At 39.8% G+C, this 19,859-nt stretch carries 16 protein-coding genes; 1 reads left to right on the forward strand and 15 read right to left on the reverse strand.

The window, feature by feature from the left end:
* Positions 1-11: 11 nt before the first annotated feature.
* The 3 genes from DIZ80_05575 to DIZ80_05585 form a co-directional block, all read right to left on the reverse strand.
* Positions 12-623 (reverse strand): acetyltransferase/hydrolase, encoded by a 612-nt coding sequence (locus tag DIZ80_05575; GenBank protein ID RDH84933.1) that lies wholly within the window; start codon positions 621-623, stop codon positions 12-14.
* Between the two features lie 254 nt (positions 624-877).
* Positions 878-1,972 (reverse strand): quinolinate synthase, encoded by a 1,095-nt coding sequence (locus DIZ80_05580; GenBank protein ID RDH84934.1) that lies wholly within the window; start codon positions 1,970-1,972, stop codon positions 878-880.
* A gap of 194 nt (positions 1,973-2,166) precedes the next feature.
* Entirely contained in the window at positions 2,167-3,942 is a 1,776-nt protein-coding gene (locus tag DIZ80_05585; GenBank protein RDH84935.1) for an aspartate--tRNA ligase, read from the reverse strand.
* A 144-nt stretch (positions 3,943-4,086) separates the two neighbouring features.
* Here DIZ80_05585 and DIZ80_05590 point away from each other — a divergent pair, with 144 nt between their 5' ends.
* On the forward strand, positions 4,087-4,935 hold the full coding sequence (locus DIZ80_05590) for a short-chain dehydrogenase (GenBank protein RDH84936.1): 849 nt from the start codon (positions 4,087-4,089) through the stop codon (positions 4,933-4,935).
* Between the two features lie 185 nt (positions 4,936-5,120).
* Here the strand turns inward: DIZ80_05590 and DIZ80_05595 are convergent, their stop codons facing one another.
* From DIZ80_05595 to DIZ80_05650, 12 genes are all read right to left on the reverse strand, one after another.
* Positions 5,121-7,418, reverse strand: a complete 2,298-nt coding sequence (locus tag DIZ80_05595; GenBank protein RDH84937.1) for a hypothetical protein — start codon at positions 7,416-7,418, stop codon at positions 5,121-5,123.
* Complete coding sequence (locus tag DIZ80_05600) at positions 7,408-8,397, reverse strand: hypothetical protein (protein ID RDH84938.1); 990 nt, start codon at positions 8,395-8,397, stop codon at positions 7,408-7,410. Before DIZ80_05600 ends, DIZ80_05595 begins: the two co-directional genes overlap by 11 nt.
* A gap of 392 nt (positions 8,398-8,789) precedes the next feature.
* Entirely contained in the window at positions 8,790-9,614 is an 825-nt protein-coding gene (locus DIZ80_05605) for an acyltransferase (protein RDH84939.1), read from the reverse strand.
* Positions 9,615-9,621: 7 nt separating this feature from the next.
* Positions 9,622-9,972 (reverse strand): hypothetical protein, encoded by a 351-nt coding sequence (locus DIZ80_05610; GenBank protein ID RDH84940.1) that lies wholly within the window; start codon positions 9,970-9,972, stop codon positions 9,622-9,624.
* Entirely contained in the window at positions 9,962-13,702 is a 3,741-nt protein-coding gene (locus DIZ80_05615) for a hypothetical protein (protein RDH84941.1), read from the reverse strand. Before DIZ80_05615 ends, DIZ80_05610 begins: the two co-directional genes overlap by 11 nt.
* A 20-nt stretch (positions 13,703-13,722) precedes the next feature.
* Positions 13,723-15,174: a ribonuclease G gene (locus DIZ80_05620; GenBank protein RDH84942.1), complete on the reverse strand. Its 1,452-nt coding sequence runs from the start codon at positions 15,172-15,174 to the stop codon at positions 13,723-13,725.
* A gap of 77 nt (positions 15,175-15,251) precedes the next feature.
* Entirely contained in the window at positions 15,252-15,848 is a 597-nt protein-coding gene (locus tag DIZ80_05625; protein RDH84943.1) for a septum formation inhibitor Maf, read from the reverse strand.
* Positions 15,849-15,894: 46 nt separating this feature from the next.
* Entirely contained in the window at positions 15,895-16,365 is a 471-nt protein-coding gene (locus DIZ80_05630; GenBank protein ID RDH84944.1) for a 23S rRNA (pseudouridine(1915)-N(3))-methyltransferase RlmH, read from the reverse strand.
* A 7-nt stretch (positions 16,366-16,372) separates the two neighbouring features.
* Positions 16,373-16,744, reverse strand: a complete 372-nt coding sequence (gene rsfS / locus DIZ80_05635) for a ribosome silencing factor (protein ID RDH84945.1) — start codon at positions 16,742-16,744, stop codon at positions 16,373-16,375.
* Positions 16,734-17,363 (reverse strand): nicotinic acid mononucleotide adenylyltransferase, encoded by a 630-nt coding sequence (locus tag DIZ80_05640; protein ID RDH84946.1) that lies wholly within the window; start codon positions 17,361-17,363, stop codon positions 16,734-16,736. The genes rsfS and DIZ80_05640 overlap by 11 nt, the downstream gene beginning before the upstream one ends.
* A gap of 249 nt (positions 17,364-17,612) precedes the next feature.
* Positions 17,613-18,848 (reverse strand): glutamate-5-semialdehyde dehydrogenase, encoded by a 1,236-nt coding sequence (locus tag DIZ80_05645; protein RDH85049.1) that lies wholly within the window; start codon positions 18,846-18,848, stop codon positions 17,613-17,615.
* Between the two features lie 234 nt (positions 18,849-19,082).
* Complete coding sequence (locus tag DIZ80_05650; protein RDH84947.1) at positions 19,083-19,844, reverse strand: hypothetical protein; 762 nt, start codon at positions 19,842-19,844, stop codon at positions 19,083-19,085.
* Between the last annotated feature and the right edge of the window lie 15 nt (positions 19,845-19,859).

Below are 19,859 nucleotides of genomic sequence, written 5' to 3' on the forward strand. Positions count from 1 at the left end.
AATAAAGCAGACTATCCTGTCGCATCAAATAATAAAGTGGTTGCTTCATCACCAAATTTTCCAGCGCGTAAAAAAGTAACGACCTGCATCGCAACAGACTCTGAATACAACAGACCAAAATGGGTTATGGGCATTGTAATATAATCTGTGGCTCCACCCAGATAAGTCTCTTCTACCGAAACGGTTCCATCGTGGGGTAATGGAGGCCCTCCAACAATAAGCCCTACACCCAGTGGAAGATTGCCGGATATCACACCCAGATCACGCCATTTTTTCCATACGGGTCGATCACCCAGTAAACCGTGATCAATGCTTTTACCCACTGTCCATCTGGTCATAACTGTACTGGACAAACGTCGGGCCACTTGACTGCCATTTACCGGCACACCTAAAAAAACGACCCTGCCTTTCTTTTCAACAATGTGCTTATCAAATAGATGCAACATAACCAGACCACCCAGTGAATGGCAAACAAAATGCACTACTTGTGCATTGATTGAATGGGTTAGTTTATGTAACTGCTCAGCATTCTCCTGGGGGGAGCACTTTAAAGATGAGTATCGAAACTGATAACACTCATATCCGGCGTCAGTTAAACGCTGACGCAAGCGGAACATTTCCATCCCATTCATCCAGATACCGTGTACGAGTATGACTGCTTCTTTCATGGGTACAAAATACCTAAAAGAAACAGAAGTTTAAAGCTTTTTAAGTGATTCTTTGGCATATAAAGTCAAAAGCCATTAACCGGAGAGTATACGGATGCTTGTAGTAATATTTTCGTCGTTAGTCACACGTCTTAAAATATACTGTATCAATTTACAGCCATACTATCGGATAACGTTTTTTTCACTTTTTAAGGTACAGAATGTAGAAACTAAGGTGAGACTTCTAACATCCTGTCAAGCGCTAACCTGGCATTTGTAGCCACATCCTCTGGCACACTAATCTGATTAACCACATGCCCATCTACCAGATTTTCCAGTGTCCACGCCAAATGCTGTGGATCTATACGAAACATAGTCGAACACATACACACAGTGGGTGACATAAAGTGTACTTTTTTACCCTCTGCGGCAAACTGATCTTTCAGCCTGTTAACCAGATTCAATTCTGTTGCAACCAGCCAACGGGTATCAGGCTCTGCATCACGAATTGTATTAATAATATATTCAGTCGAGCCTACATAATCAGATTTTTGACAAACCTCATATGAGCTTTCCGGATGTGAAATGATTTTAGTTTCCGGATATTTTTCCTTAAAGTTATCAATTTGCTCAGGGGTAAACATCTGGTGCACAGAGCAGAAACCTTTCCACAGAATCATTTTGGCTTTTTTAATTTGCTCAACCGTCAGGCCGCCCATTTCCCTGTCATAGTCCCACACCACCATTTCATCCATGGCCAGCCCCATACTGGCTGCAGTATTTCGACCCAGATGCTGATCAGGAAAAAATAGAATTTTTTCACGCTGCTCAAATGACCACTCAAGCACATTTCGTGCATTCGTTGAAGTGCAGACAATACCACCATGACTGCCACAGAATGCTTTCAAATCTGCCGCAGAATTAATATAAGTAACGGGTGTTACACACTCGTCTGGCTCAATCACGCTGGATAACTCAGCCCAGGCTTTTTCTACCTTTGCCAGATTAGCCATATCTGCCATAGAACAACCCGCTGCCATATCTGGAATAACAGAAACCTGATCTGGTCGAGACAGGATATCGGCAACTTCTGCCATAAAATGCACACCGCAAAACACAATGAATTCCGCTTTAGATTCAGCCGCTGCACGAGATAGTTTAAGAGAATCACCGGTAAAATCAGAATGCTGAAACACTTCATCACGCTGATAATGATGCCCCAGAATAACCAGTCGATCTCCTAATTTTTCTTTTGCTGCCAGAATACGCTGTTCGCACTCTTCATCATCTAATATTGCATAGGGCTGTATGGCTACTGCACTCATTTTTATCTTCTCTAGAAACAAATGGATTACTACAGACTATAAGGGCTTAAGGGTTTATTTCAACTATCTCTTTGGAGACAGAAAACAAAATAGCCGTAGATCCTAAATCAGAAACAATAAGACTGCTCTAAAGCGATGCTCTCCTGAGTAGAGCATCGCTTTAGGATTAGTGCTTCTGACTTACGACTATCTTTTTACGCTTCTGTGACAGGTTTACGAATACGAATATTCAATTCTTTCAATTGTGCTGCTGACACCTCTGATGGCGCATCCGTTAATAAACATGCCGCAGTTTGCGTTTTAGGGAATGCCATTACATCACGAATTGAACTGGCACCTGTCATCAGCATCACCATACGATCTAAACCAAATGCTAAACCTGCATGCGGTGGACAACCATATTTCAGTGCTTCTAATAAGAAACCAAATTTCTCATTCGCTTCCTCATCACTGATGCCAAGTATTTCAAACACCTTATGCTGCATAGCCGTATCATGAATACGCACTGAACCACCACCTAACTCACAACCATTCAACACCATGTCGTAAGCACGAGATAAACTTTCACCCGGGTTTGCTTCTAATTCTTCCAGACTACCTGAAGGTGCAGTAAATGGATGGTGCAATGCATTCCAACGCTCATCACGCTCATTCCATTCAAACATCGGGAAGTCTACAACCCATAATGGCTTCCATTCACGCGAAACCAGATCCAGATCATGGCCTAACTGAACACGTAATGCGCCCATAGATTCATTAACCACATTTGCATTACCCGCACCAAAGAATAAAAGATCTCCAGTTTGCGTACCACTGCGTTTAATAATTTCATCTAACGCCTCATCCGGCAGGAACTTAACAATCGGTGACTGTAGACCTTCACGACCAGCATCCACATCATTTACTTTAATCCATGCCAGACCTTTCGCACCATAACGGCCGACAAATTCTGTATAACCATCAATTTCTTTACGGCTGAGTTTTGCACCCTGAGGAACACGTAACACAATTAGACGACCCTTAGGATCTTTAGCCGGGCCAGAAAAAACCTTAAACTCTACGTCTTCCATTAGATCGCCGATATCAACCAGCTCCATATCAATACGTAAATCAGGCTTGTCAGAACCAAAACGATCCATTGCTTCTGCATAGGTCATGCGAGGGAATGGGTTTGGTAATGCCACTTCAAGTACGTAGGCAAAAAGATCACGTATCATGGTTTCGGTTATTTCCATCACCTGATCTTCATTCATAAATGAAGTTTCAATATCAATCTGGGTAAATTCAGGTTGGCGATCAGCACGTAAATCTTCATCACGGAAGCAGCGTACGATCTGATAATAACGATCCATACCGGACATCATTAATAACTGTTTGAAAATCTGTGGTGACTGAGGCAACGCAAAGAACTCGCCCTGATGCGTACGACTTGGTACTAAATAGTCACGCGCCCCCTCAGGTGTAGCTTTTGTTAACATAGGTGTTTCTATATCAAGAAAACCATTGTCTTCCATGTATCGACGAATAAAGCCGGATACCTGCGAACGCATACGCATGCGTTGCTGCATTTCATCTCGACGCAGGTCAATATAACGATATTTCAGGCGATTATCTTCATGAACACCCTGATCATCTAACTGAAATGGAGGCGTTTCTGCTGCATTCAAAACTTCAAGCTCAAGACCAAGCAGTTCGATTTTGCCTGATTTTAAATTCGCATTAATCACTGCTTCATCACGTAAACGCACTTTGCCTTTAACTTTTAATACATATTCATTACGTACACGTTCTGCAAGAGCAAAAATTTCAGGTTTGTCAGGGTCAAAAACCACCTGTACCAGACCCTCACGATCACGTAAATCAACAAAGATCACGCCCCCATGGTCACGACGACGGTTAACCCATCCACATAATTCTATTTCCTGATCGACCAGGCTTTCGTCTACCTGACCACAGTAATGACTGCGCATAATGTATTCCAGTTTGTAAGATCATCAAATCCCTGCCCAATTAATATATCGGCAAGGCGAAAAGCCCGCTATTATAATGCGCCAGCGCCCCGCTGCCAAATTAACCAGGGGGTTTAGTGATAATATTTGACCAAAAGGACTATTTTGAAGCCACAAAAATCTATTTTAATCACCGGTTGCTCAACGGGTATCGGATTTTTTACCGCTCAACACCTACAGAAACTGGGTTATCAGGTTTTTGCCAGTGCAAGAAAGGCAGATGATGTTGAACATTTAAAGCAATTAGGACTAAATGCTCTGCAACTGGATCTTAATGACTCCCTTTCCATTAAAAATGCACTGATAAAGATACTCGATCAAACGCAGGGCAAACTCTTCGCACTGTTTAACAACGGAGCTTATGGGTTGGCTGGCGCAGTAGAAGACTTAAGCCGTGACGCAATGCGCGCACAATTTGAAACCAATCTTTTCGGCACTATGGAGTTAACCAATCTGGTATTGCCCGTAATGAGAAAACAAGGTTATGGCCGGATCATTCAAAATAGCTCTGTATTAGGGTTTGCAGCCATGCCATACAGAGGAGCCTATAACTGCAGCAAGTTCGCTCTCGAAGGCATAAGCGATACGTTACGTCAGGAATTAAACGACACTGATATTCATGTGAGCCTGATTGAACCCGGGCCGATTGTGAGTGACTTTAGAAAAAACGCATTGAAAGCATTTAATAATTATATAGATAAAGAAAACAGCCAGCATAAAGAGCAATACGAATCGATGCTTGAGCGCCTGGAAAAAGAAGGTCCGGCTGCACCCTTTACACTTGGACCAGAAGCAGTATGTGAAAAAGTTATTCATGCCATGGAAGCAAAACGACCCCGTGCACGATATTACGTAACAAAACCAACATACATTATGGGTTATTTAAAACGCATATTAAGTTCACGAATGATGGATAAGTTTTTAATTAAAGCAGGCGGTGGCGGTAAGCGATGATGGTTTATGTTTTTTACCAGAAATAAACATCATTCAGATTAATTAACTGATAGAAGTGCGCACTGCCATGAAACATCTCCATCGGGGATGGAGATGATCTTGAACAGCCCACAACTTCACCAGTTTATGAATCTAAAAAAAACTAAAGCGTAAAAACAGGCACGATATGATTTTTTCTCACACAATCAAAAAGGCAGAATATTGGTATCTATATGCCCAAGTGCATCTTCATAATTTTGTCGCGTAGTATCTCTCACTGGTTTTCCCAGATAATAACCCTGAGCATAATCAGCACCAAAACGTTTAAGCATTTCTAATGTTGCCGCATCCTGAACATATTCAGCTGTGGTTTTTTTATTTAATGTTTTAGCTATTTTAATCATCGCCTGAACCATCGACTGATCAACAGGGTCTTTTACCATGTCAGTAATAAATTCACCGTCTATTTTTAAAATATCAACCGGTAAACGTTTTAAATAATTAAACGAGCTAAACCCGACACCAAAATCGTCCAACGCAAACTGACATCCCAGTGCAGATAATTCACTAATCGTTTTACTGGCTTTTTCTATATGTCGAACAGCAGTCTGTTCTGTAATTTCAAAAACAATGCGATCAGTGTCTACATTATACTGCGATATATACCGCTGAATTTTTTCTATTAAATCTTTGGCCTCAAAAATTCTAGCTGATAAATTAATAGACAAATACACATCACGACCATCCGCCTTAAACTCTGAAATTTTTCTCAATGCATTACGCACTACCCAGTAATCAATATCTATTGCTACTCCGAGACGCTCAGCTGCAGGCAAAAAGGCATTTGGATGAATAACATCATCATTTTCCATTACCATTCTCAGCAGGACTTCATAATGCTCACTTGTATCCCCATGCAGGCTCACAATAGGTTGATAAAATAACGTAAAGTAATCATTCTGAATTGCATCACTAATTCTTTTTGACCAGCTAATATCTGCACTTTTACGCAACTCTTCCTGCTCTGGCAAATCAAACATATGATAGCGATTACGGCCTTCTGATTTCGCATGAAAACATGACATGTCTGCCTGAGAGAAAACCTCTTCTGCGGTAAAATCTTCACTGCCAATTAACACCACGCCAATTGAACAATAAATATTAAATGCCTGCCCACCCTCAATAAACACAAACTCCTGCATTGCTTTTAAAATGGACTCTGCAATCATACGAGCATCAGGTTCATTTATAGATTTCGCTATAATAGTAAACTCATCACCACCAAAGCGTGATATCACATCTTCTGATCGAATACGATTTTTAAGTAAATCAGCAACCTGTTTTAATAACCTGTCACCTGCTGCATGTCCAAGATTGTCATTAACATGCTTAAACTGGTCCAGATCAATAAACAACAAAGCACTACTATCGTTTTCATCAATCGTACGTTGCACTTCTCTCTTTAACTGGATGTTGAAATTATGCTTATTAAGCAAGCCTGTTAATGAGTCGTAATTAGCCATTTTACGTAATTCTTCATCACGACTTTTTAACGCTTCAATTGTTGTGTTTAGAGCGTTGGCAATAGCAACAATTTCTTCATCCCCTTCACCGTCAACATGCACATCAATTTCACCCCTTGCCAACTGCTCCAGCGGTTTCTTCATCTTGGTTAAAGGACGGAGTGAACGTTTTATTAAAATACGTCCAAAAAACGCTGCTACCAAAAACAAAATAGCAACCGCCACACTGCCAATAAAAATATTCTTTTTCAGCTTGTTTTTATAATCACTAAAATCCAGACCCAGCTCCAGATAACCTATTATTTTATATGTTTCTTTTGCGTCTTCATCAAGATCAAAATCCATCATACTGTCTGATCGAATAGATCTTGTAACTATGGGTGCTGCAACCTGAAACAAAGACAGGCTTTCTTCCGCAGACTGAATAAACACAGGCTGATTAGAGTCGATATTGATTCGTAATTTTTCTATAATTGCGGAACTTAATTCAGGAACTTTAATATCACCTAATTTTTCTGATGCATATTGAGCAATAATTGAATTATTTTCAGATTCATAATATCTGAGATAGGAAACTTCTGGAAAACGATGAATTTGCTCTTCAATAGATTGAAAAAGAAACTCATCATTTGCTGCATACAGTGGTGTTCCTAACTCATCAAGTTTGGCAACCCAGTCTGTTGCCTGTTGTGAAAAGTTATCTTCGATAACTTTATTAGAACTCCACCACAAACCCGCAACACCTAAAATATAAACCACCACACTCCAGATTAATAATAACCAGATAATGCGGTTAACCAGACTTGTATTTTTACGACGTGAAAAAAGGGGGGTTCGGCGTAGAAAACTTTTAACTGGCGGTTTCGAATGGTGAACTTTATCATCATCTCTTACACCGGATTTCAGATTACTTCGTATAGTTTGAGCATTTTTCCAGCCCAGATCCAGAGTCTTCTCATCCTGTTCAGCTCTACTTTCCATTTATATATTTCCGGTATTCCTGAGGTATTATCAGATTAAATTGACGTGCAATATTCTGATTTATTCCCATAGTATGGCTCATAACGGGTAAAACGCTATCACCTGAAACGGTGGTTTTACCTGCAGATTCTGACAAACGTTGCAATATTCCATCTGCAACTGCTTTCAAATCGGGATTTATATAGAAAAAACCGCCAAAGGGTAATAATTTAGGGCTGAACACAACAATTTCTCTGCCACGCCTTGACGCATAAGCCATCACCTCTTTAAGTGCTTTTCCGCTCAATATCTGGTTATCCGGCAAAATCCACTGACCACCTACATCTGATTTAAGTTTTTTACTTTTATATATAAACCCTTTATCAGAGTTAACCTGTTCAATTATCAACTCAATTTTCTGGGCTTTAGCTGCTTTTTTTGCCCTCGCCAGATACAGCTCAAGATTTTTGCCTGCAATAATTGCAACTTTTGACAACCTCGGAGACAACTGTTTCCAGTCTTTAAATAACTTTTCAGGTGAAGGTAATGAGCTAACGCCTTTTACATTATCTGCAATTAAATTTTTATGCCTGATAACTTGTGTATAAATAATTTGTTTATTTTTAAAGCCCTTAACAGCCTCAACTGCTTTCAGGCCAATGGCTATAATCTGAACCGTACTGGATGCCTTAATATCTTTTATGACAGCTTTATCCTGTGCAGGCAGACCGGAAAGTGTAATTTGAACAGAGTGTTCACCCAATGCTTCAGTAAGGTGATTGGCTATTTTTTGATATGCTTTGGCAGAACTGCTTAATAAAATCAGCACATCCTGTTGTACTGGTAATAACACTTCCTGTTCAGGCTCTTCAACCACAACAGGTATTACAACAGGCTCAGGCTCTAATACGACAGGCTCTTCTTTTACCGGTGGCGCACAGGCGTACAACAGACTAATTATTAAAAATAAAAGGGTAATTCGTAAATTTTGTTTTATCATGATTATTCAGTCGCGATTTGTATTTTGAAGAAACTGAGACTCCCTCAAATTTCTCCCACTTATTTCATAATCTGTAAAACCAGATTAAACACGCATATAAATAATATTACTAATTTTTAGAGTTATCCATGTAGCAGGGACTCTCTATATTCTTATAATTATTTCCGACGCACAGACTAAAGAATAACAGCTCATCAATGGCTATTCTTCACAAAGTTATACAATGACAGGTTTAATACTAAAAACCTGCTTTATCTCTATTGGCTCTTCAGATTACAAAATGGAGCTTAACAGTCTCAGGTAACTCATTTAGCCAATTAGTCCACAAACTCATGCATCATTCACTAATTCTAAACCAGGAGAAAAGCTGTATTACCCAGCATTAATTCAAATCAGTTAATTCGACAATTCAACTTTCTGTGATTCAACACCTGAAACTTACTACGTGTCGTTTCCAGCACACTGCGATCGAGTTCAGTAATCACTACACCAGGCCCTGTACCAACACTGCCCAGAACATTACCCCACGGATTTACAATCATACTATGACCGTAAGTTTGACGATTATTAACGTGATAACCACCCTGTGCCGATGCAATCACATAGCATTGATTTTCAATGGCTCTGGCTCGTATCAATGGTTCCCAGTGAGACTGGCCGGTAAAGGCAGTAAATGCTGATGGAATAGCGCAAATCTCCATTCCCTGATCAACCATAGTACGATATAACTCAGGGAACCTAAGATCATAACAAACGCTTAAACCCAATTTTCCTAAAGGCGTATCAACAACAACTACCTTTTCACCTGCAACCGTTGTTGCAGATTCATTATAGGTTTCGTTATTCGCCTCAATCAAAACATCAAACATATGAATTTTGTCATACCGCGCAACCTGTTCTCCCTGATTATTATATAACATGCTACTTGAGTAAGCCCTGCCTGCTTCATCACTCTTTATCGGTATTGTTCCACCAACAATCCAGGCATTATTTTTTTTAGCCTGAACACTTAGAAAAGTCTGCACCTTTCCATCACCTATGGTTTCTGCATTAGCAACGCGCTCTTCGTCGTTCATCGGCATTTGGGAGAAATTCTCTGGTAACACAATTAGTTCAGCGCCCTGAGATGCCGCCTGCTCTATTAACTTGGCTGCCTCATCTAAATTAGGCTGAATATTAGGTCCTGAGGACATTTGAATTGCTGCTATCTTACTCATCTTTACTTTACCGTTTAAATAAAACTATATTAATAACATCTTCTGCATTACTTCCGGGAGATATCTGAATTACACCTGAAGGTACTCCAAGAGTCACGAACCAGTCCCTTAATTCTTCCACCCAGAGCTCACCTTCCTCCCCGCCTGGGTAACGTAATTCAATTTTTTGCTGAGGATCTGCCATCCATTTTTGCATTGCAGAAGACAACTCAGGCACTTCTAACAGAGCTTCACCGTGACGAGGGATATCCCACGTTTCTGCTCGCAGCTCTATATTAACATCCTGCGCGAAAACATTAATTGATATTAGCAAATTTATAATTAATATAAATATCTTAATTTGACACCTAAAAATCACTGTCTTCTTCCTGCTCTGCGGCTGTTTCTGGCGCGCGAATCAACTCGACAACCGGTTCATCAATATTACCTTCAACAGAATACTGATATTCTGACAAACGATCAGTATTAAAAATTTTCTGAAATAAATACACAAGACCTCCAGCCGCCGGACCAGCAACAACAGCCGTTCCCAGAGTAACACTAGCTCCCACGTGGGGCCTAACTGTGACAATCTGTTTTATTGTGTTATTTGCCAGGCTTAACTGTCCTTTCATATGCATATCAGCAACTTTACTTTCTATCTCAAAATCATCTGTATAAATATAACTGTCTGAAAACGAGAAACTTCCTCTAACTTTATCGAACTTAAATCCATCTTTCATCTGGTTACCAAAATCCAGAGAAAATAATGTCTTAAAATTAAACAGACCTAGCAAGCGACCAGCACCGGCATCAAGCTGCTTTAATACTCCGTCATCCAGTTTAAGCGATCCATCGCCCTTTATTTTTTCCCAGTTAAAATTATAGGGTGTATCGTCCCACTGCCAGCGCAAATTAATATTTCCCGAAGTTTCATACAGATTATCCGAGATTTCCAGATTTTTAAATACCTTACCCAAATCGTTAACATTTATATAAATATCTAATTTGGTTGTACTGACATTATTTTTACCTGTAAACCAGCTGCCCTTTCCGGATACCATATGGTTAGCACCCGATAGCTCAAAGCCTTTTATTACTGCACCTAACTTGCTTTCCTGTACCTTTAATTCACTTTCTTCGTATATAGATTTTTTCCATATTAATTTTTTTGCATAAAAGTCGAACGAAGGTAAATCGCGAGGAGAAAAAGATTGCGAAGATATAACATCTGATGATAGTTTTTGTAAAGCTGACTTTTCAGATAAAGCTTCATTAACAACCGTTTTATCAGGGTCGCCCTCTGCCGATTTAAAAAACTTATTTAAGTCCAGATATTCCAGTTTGATATTAACCGGTTCATCTATATCATCCAGTCTGTTTATAACCGCATCACCTTTAAGACTTTCCATGTCAGCAGATATCAATAATTTATCCTGAAACTGCTTTAACTTCAGTCTGTCACCATTATTTAAACTTAATTCATAATTAATTTCAGACTTCGATACAACACCAATATCAACTATTATAGGTGAGGCAGCTTCAGATATTTTAGACAATGGCCCTGGCAAGCTACTAGTAACTCCATCTAAATCGGAAGCCACGTTAACTTTCACCGCCATATTTTTCTTTGTCTTATCATTCGCTATATCAATACCAATGTTCCAGTCGGCACTGCCATCAAAATAGGCCTGGATACCAGGAAGAGGCACGAATAACGAAGAAGCTAAAATACTTCCATTCACACCTATATGATATGAAAGCCCTTCTGAAAATCTTTTGGTTTTAATATCAATATCAAGTAACTGGTCTGGCAGATTACCAGTCATTTCAGCTGTCAAATCAGATGACTCTACTGTATTTCCTGCAAAACGAATTAAACCATTTATATTATTTAATTTATAATTTTCCTGCACTAAATGTAATTTACCTTTTTCAATAGCCAATTTTCCACCGACTTCTGTATAGTAATCTCCATATAAAGGTAAAAACAATTCAAGATCCAACTTACCTTTGCCTGCAAGCTGCATATTATCAATATAATCTGTTACATCTTCACGTAAACCACTTCCATTTACATACTTTTTGATGTCGGGCAAATCAACATTTACTCTAGCCTTCACATCCAGTGTCGGTGATATAAAATTATCGATATATACCGTTGTGCCTATTATTTTCGAATCAAACAAACGACCTTTACTGGCATCTATAAACATTGTGTCATTTTCAAAACGTATGTTAGCCGATATATCATTAACTTCTGGCCAGTTTTTCAAATAGGTAAGATCGACACCCGTAACATTAAAATCTGCAAGCGAGATGCCCTGATGTTCTCGAAATGGAGCATCATTCAAATAGCCATAAAATTGATAACCTCCATTAACAATATTCCCATCAAGCAAAGCGGCATCCAACCATGCTACTGCATTCTTACCCATAATGCCCGCAGGCAAATATTTATCAACAGCCTTTGCATCACCATTTTTAAATTGAGTAGTTAAATCAAGAAAAGCATTACCGTTATCAGGCATATTAAAATTAAGCCTTAATTCTGTCTCTATATGCGGTGTATTAATTATTAATGATTGCGTTGAAACTTCCCACAATTGATTTTGATGCGACAATTCAAGCGTGCCTTTTAAAACCTTTAAATCAATTGAATTTCTGAATAACTCATTGAATTTAATAACTGTATCGTTTGAATCCAGTGTCAGCCATGTTTTATTATCTAAATAATCAATTTTTCCCTGTAAATTCTCAATTTTAACTGGCTCTGCATCGGGCAAGGAAAAACCAATTTGACTAAATTCTGTATTTATCTTTATTTTCTGCAGGTTATTAACGGGCAACTGCACATCAATATTCGTTAGATCACCAGATGGCTTGTATTTATCTAGTAGATCAAGCCAGGTTATATTATATTCAGCGACACTATTAATCATACCTGCCAGATACACAAAACCATCGATACGTAAAAAATCTGCTCTTAATCTAATTTCCTGACTCTCATCATCCATTTCAAGCGTTGCAGCCGCTGGTTTTAAAAAAGTAATACCATCTCGATCTACAACAAGATTTCTAACGTCTAATTGCCAGTCATTATTTATCTTTTTCCAATGCATCAATGCATCCAGCTGATTGATATTCCAGGAATTAACTGACTCATCAAGATACAACACTGCCAGGTCTGATATATTCACCCGGCTATTTACTTCTGTTATTTCCTGCCCACTCCATTGAAGCCAGACTTCACCATGTAAATTTGCATTTGCTGTAACTTTTAATTCGCTCCAGTAGTCATCCAGCCACGATGCTGCATTAATACCTTCCAATGCAAGATACAAATTTCCATCTAAATTTCTGTAATCAAATAAATCACCTTCGGTATCAACAATAAAATGAATATACTCACCATAGTTCAGTGGCAAATTCGCTTTCACCTCAAACGTATGAGAGTCACCTGCATTGATTAGCTGAAGATTAAAGCTCGTTAATGTTGTACTACGACTTTCATTTCTATCATCATAAATTCTAACCTGACTATTTAGAATTTTAAAATTCAGGTTATTTAAATTATTTTTTACAGTATCACTTATCTCAATTTCGTTTTGAACATTTTCATGACTAGAAATATTCAGCGTTTTATCTATGTTTTCATCAATAACATAATTCTGTATTAATAATTGTGATTTTTTATTAATGCCTAACTGAACATTTAAACCGGTAAGCGTTATCTCTCCAATAACCGGCATCATATTTTTTATAGATTCTGCCCAGTCCAGGCTTAAGTCTATTTCATCAAGGTGCAATAAATGATGTTTACCGGTTTTATCTGACACGTTGACATCAATAAGATTTAATCTTGGAACTAGCCAGTAAATTTCTGCATCAAGAAACCCTACTTCCAGAGTCATATCCATTTGTTCGGAAACAGCTTGTTGTATCGCAGCTGAATAATCTGGAATTGATTTTATAGCGACTCGAATCAACGTGAAACTGATAGCAAGAATAATAACAATTAACCCGACAATACTTAACAGCCAGTTTTTTAATCGCCTTAAGCTAATCTTTTTCTTTTTTCTTATTTTTTTTGATGAATGACCAGGCATTTAAAACTCATTAAATCTAATCACATAATAACCACATCAAACTGCTCTTGAGTATAAAGCGACTCAACCTGCAATTTAATGGGAACACCAATAAAATCTTCTAACTCCGCCAGACTGTTAGATTCCTCATCAACCAGTAAGTCTATAACTTCCTGGGCAGCTAATACCAACAACTGTTTTGCATCAAACTGGCGTGCCTCTCGTAATATTTCTCTAAACACTTCATAACATGCAGTCTCTGCGCTTTTAATATATCCCTTACCTTCACAGGTTGGGCAGGTTTCACATAAAACATGCTCAAGACTTTCACGCGTTCGTTTTCTGGTCATTTCAACAAGCCCTAGCGATGAAACCTCACAAACCTGTGTCCGTGCATGATCTTTATCTAGTGCTTTTTCCAGCGCCCGTAATACCTGAGCACGGTGGTCTTCCTCTACCATATCAATAAAATCAATTATAATTATGCCACCCAGATTTCTCAGACGTAATTGTCTGGCTATGGCCTGCGCTGCTTCAAGATTTGTTTTGAAAATTGTTTCTTCTAAATTCCTATGACCAACAAAAGCACCTGTATTTACATCAATAGTCGTCATAGCTTCAGTTTGATCAATAATTAAATAACCTCCTGACTTTAGATGTGTTTTTCTACCCAGTCCTTTTTGTATTTCATCTTCAACACCGTACAGATCAAAAATAGGTCGTTCGCCCGGATAATGCTCAATTTTACTGTGTGCTTCTATCATTAATTTTTCAGCAAAATGCTGCATCTTACGACTGGTTTCACGAGAGTCTACACGAATCCTTTCCAGGTCATCATCTATCATATCTCGTAAAACACGCATAGGCAGAGACAGATCTTCATGAATAACATTACCGGCTTTTTCTGCCCGTGACTTTTCACTTATTGATCCCCACAGCTTATTCAGGAACAAGATATCCTGCACCATCGATTCAGGCGTTGCGGTTTCTGCTGCTGTTCGTATGATATAACCCGATTCGCCTAACAGATCTTTCTGATCTAACAACATAGTTTTCAGGCGTTCTCGTTCAGACTCATCTTCAATTCTTGAAGATACTCCCACATTAGTCGAGTTAGGCATAAACACGAGATATCTTGATGGTATTGTAATATGCGCTGTTAACCTTGCGCCTTTAGTACCCATCGGATCTTTTATAACCTGAACCAGTACATCCTGACCTTCAGATAATAAATGTGAAATTGTGGGCTTATTAGCATTATCACCATGAGGCGCAATATCTGATACATGTAAAAAAGCAGCTCGATCCATGCCTACTTCTACAAATGCCGCTTCCATGCCGGGTAAAACCCGACATACCCGGCCTTTATAAATATTTCCAACAAGCCCTTTATTTCGGCTACGCTCAATATAAACTTCCTGCAAAACCCCATTCTCAAGAATAGCGACTCGCGTCTCCTGCGGTGTTACATTGATTAAGATTTCTTTACTCATGTATGCTTCAATTCCATTAAATTATAATTACCTGACCAGCAGGTACCAGTGCCTTAAATAATAGACACTTACATCTCTTATTTTAAATTTTTTATACCCACTCGTTTTAATAACTCTACCGTTTCATATAGTGGTAGCCCCATGATACCGGAATAACTACCTTTTATATTTTTTATAAACTGTGCCGCAATACCCTGTATCCCGTAACCACCTGCCTTATCTACCGGTTCGCCCGTTTCCCAGTATGCTTCTGCCTGTTGATCATCTATTTGTGCAAATTCTACTTCACTAGCACTTATTACACAGTGCTCTGTTTCACCATTACAGATAGCCACTGCCGTCATCACCTGATGATTTTTTCCCGACAACATTTGCAACATATTCAACGCATCCTGTCGATTTTTGGGTTTACCTAATATTTGGTGATCAAAAAGAACGATAGTATCTGAACCCAGTGCAGGCATTAAAGGAGACGTTTTATAACCTGAGCGCGCTTTTTCCAGCGCCAGCCGTGTTACAAATTGCTCGGCTGTTTCTCCCGGTACATACGATTCATCAATATCAACAGGAAGCACATTATAGCTGACCTGAATTTGATCCAGGAGTTCACGCCTTCTTGGAGAAGAAGATGCCAGTGTTATCTGTGGTTTATCTGAAACACCTGTATTTGTCATTTAGTCTATTTAAGGTCTTATATTAAATTATTAAACCTGATCTCACTTAAGCTCGGTGATATGGGTGATTACGCAATACAGACCAGGCACGGTATAACTGCTCAGCTAATATGACACGTACCAGAGGATGGGGAAAGGTCAAAGATGATAATGACCATTTTTCGTTTGCTAGAGAACGACACTCATCAGACAGGCCTTCAGGGCCACCAACTAATAAACAGATATCCTGACCACTGTGCATCCAGCCATCCATTCGCTCAGCCAACTGCTCAGTGCTATGTGATTTGCCTCTTACATCTAACACCACTACATGGGCCGATTTGGGGATAGCCGCTTTAAGACGTCTCCCTTCTTCTTCTACAATGCGTTTTATATCTGCGTTTTTACCCCGTTTCCCGGGACTAATTTCTTTCAGTTCCAGCTTTGCTTCTGCGGGCATTCGGTGGGCATACTCTTTATAACCCTGCTCAACCCAGGCAGGCATTTTCTGGCCTACGGCTAATAAAAGTATGCGCATCGATTATTTAATTAGACTCAGCCGAAGTCTCATCAGAGTCATTAAAACTCCAGAGTTTTTCCAGATCATAAAACTGACGGACATGAGGCTGCATAACATGAACAACAATATCACCCAGATCGACCAGCACCCATTCGCCCTGATCTTCACCCTCAACGCCCAATGCTTTACTGCCCTGTTTTTTAACTTCAACCGCCACATTGGATGCAATGGACTTTACATGGCGGCTCGATGTGCCACTTGCAATAATTAACAGGTCTGTAACGCTGGTTTTTCCCTTTACATCCAGTTCAACGACATCAACCGCTTTCAGGTCTTCAAGAGCGGTTAAGATAAGTTTTCTTAAATCTTCAATAGATAATTTTGCTTTATTCGGCATAGGCTTGTTCAAGTTTTTCTCTAACAGTTTCGGGTAACAGGTATTGCGTGCTCCGCCCTGCGGACAGGTAGCTACGTATCTGACTGGCTGAAATATCCAGCTGAGTTACGGATTGTAACAGAATTTGGCCTGCAGGTCTCTGCAACAGGCGCTGCGGATCGTCAGTTAAAACAGACGAAATGGGATCTTGCATCGCAAATTCAGCCATTTCTACTTCAGGACGCGTTGTTACAATAATATGGCTTAACTCAAGTAAAGAGTTCCAGCGATGCCATTGCTGTAATCCATTGAATGCATCCATACCCATCATCAGGCAAAGTGCATCTTCTGGAAAGTCGTCTTTAAGACTTTGCAGGGTATCAACCATATAAGATGGGCCGTCACGCTGAAGCTCTCTGCCATCCAGAACAAACCCCGGCGTATCAGATATTGCCAGCTCAACCAACTCCGACCTTTGTAGATCACTCAGTTTTGGAGTTTCTCTATGGGGCGGTATGCGATTAGGGGTAAAACGAACTTCAGAAAGGCCCACCTGCTGCATGATATCGAGTGCCGGGCGCAGGTGACCATAGTGAATTGGGTCGAATGTTCCTCCAAGTATGCCGATTAGTTTATTCATAATATTTTATTAAGGCCTGCACTTGAACATCTACGTCGGGGACAGGATGCCGCTTTTTGGCACCCTGTCCCCTTAACCCATACCACCGAAAACTGACAGTGTAGATAGCCGACTCCGTAAAACTCTTGATGGCATCAATAAGGGGACAGGGCGCAAAAACCGTGACCTTTCCCCGATGAAGATAAACCTAAACAGTGCACACCCTCACCATACAGCTCAATTGAACGAGGCCAGTGACAAACTGTTCCATCACTCACGAATCTGACCATCACCCAGCACGATATATTTCAATGAAGTCAGGCCCTCAAGACCAACCGGCCCACGTGCATGTAACTTATCAGTACTAATACCAATTTCTGCACCCAGACCATATTCAAAACCATCAGCAAATCGAGTGGATGCATTAACCATTACCGAGCTGGAATCCACTTCTCTTAAGAATCGGCGTGCTAATGTGTAATCCTCAGAAACAATGGTATCGGTATGATGTGAGCCATGTTTATTGATATGTACCATGGCCTGATCTATATCAGAGACAACTTTAATCGACAAAATAGCCGCAAGGTATTCCGTATCCCAGTCTTCTTCTGTCACTTTTTCACAATCAATTATTTTTGCGGTTAACTCACACCCTCTTAACTCAACCCCTTTTTCAGAATAACGCTTTGCGAGCTCAGGCAAACACGCCGCAGCGATTGATTCATGCACCAGAAGTGTTTCCATTGCATTACACACGCCATATCGATGTGTTTTGGAATTAAAAGCAATATCACTGGCTTTTCTCAAATCTGCATGTGCATCAATATAAACATGGCAAATACCATCAAGATGCTTGATGACAGGCACTGTTGCCTCTTTGCTAATGCGCTCAATCAGACTTTTACCACCACGAGGTATAATCACATCGACTGTTTCACTTGAGGTAATTAGCTCACCTACAGCCGCTCGATCTGTTGTTTCCACAACTTGCACAGCATCGGCGGGCAAACCCGTTTCGGTTAACCCCTGCTGAATACATTTGGCAACCGCTTTATTGGAGTTAATCGCCTCGGAACCACCACGTAAAATAGTGGCATTACCTGATTTCAAACAAAGCCCGGCAGCATCGGCCGTAACATTAGGGCGTGATTCATAAATAATACCGATAACACCTAAAGGTACGCGCATCTTACCAATCTGAATTCCCGACGGGCGATAAGCCATATCTGTTATTTCGCCAACAGGATCCTGCAATGCAGCTATTTGCCTTAAACCCTCAGACATACCAGAGATACGCTCATCATTTAACTCCAGTCGATCCAGCATCGCTGCATCCAGACCATTATCTTTACCCGCCTGTAAATCTTTCTGATTTTCCAGTTTTAAAGTTTCAGCCGCGTTATCAATTGCATTAGCGATAGCCACTAATGCCTGATTTTTAACTGATGACTCGGCACGGGACATTTCAGTTGCCGCAGCACGGGCGTTCTGACCTAATTGTTGCATGTATTCTTTCATAGATTTTCAGGGATAATTAAGCAAAGGGGTATTTTTACATATTACAAAGATAGTCGTAAACCTTAAGTCGTAAGTCTTAAGGCTTTTGAGCTGTTTTTTTGTGATGTTGCGGGACATTTATTCACCATACACCATGGCTTTACTACAACAGAAGCATCTCTATCACTCAGTATAATGACGTTTTTTCTTTTAACTTATGACTTACGACTTATAACTATCTCTTCAAGGCTTCAGGTTTGTTGGTACATTGAAATACTCAAAGTTTCCATTTTGAATTTGCAGCACTTTCACGCTGCGTTTCTGACTGGCAGACAAACGAATTTCTTTTATTAAACGGTCACCTGAATATATGTATATGAGCTCTACGCCTTTGTAATCTGCGTTATTAGAATAGTTATACACCCAAAGCTCATAACTATGCCTTGTGTCTACCTTATCAAGCGTAATGGTTTCCGGCCCATAACCTTCAAGTTCATCAATATCCAGTCTGGCACGGTTTTCTGCACTCTTCATATTACGATATGAAATATGAAAATCCGGACCTTTTAAATGCAAATCTAAATCTTCTGGCTCATCAGCCCATTGCAACACAAAACGTGTTTTCCCTGGTGGTAAAACGGGACTTAAAACCAGTCGCCGATTTAATACTGTTCCCGCCTCAACAACTAACTCAGTTGCCAGCGTAATATAACCCGACTTACCCGCAGTTAATAACATTCGAGCATCCATTTGCGACGCAAAGGGCTGCATTGGTAACCGAATATAACCCAGTGCATCTGTTTTATATTCCAGAGCACCCAGCTTTACATTTACATCTACCAGAGGTTTACAGTTAATAGCATCTTTGAGAGACAGAATAAGCACATCGTCAAGCTCAGCAAAACCGTCAATATTACTTCTTTCTTTTAAATTCCAACACGCATGCGATGAGAGAGCAAAGAATAAAGAACAAAAAAAGAAAACAGACTGAAAAATTTTTAGCATAAAAACTTATCCAAA

The organism is endosymbiont of Galathealinum brachiosum, assembly GCA_003349885.1.
Lineage (GTDB): Bacteria > Pseudomonadota > Gammaproteobacteria > SZUA-229 > SZUA-229 > SZUA-229.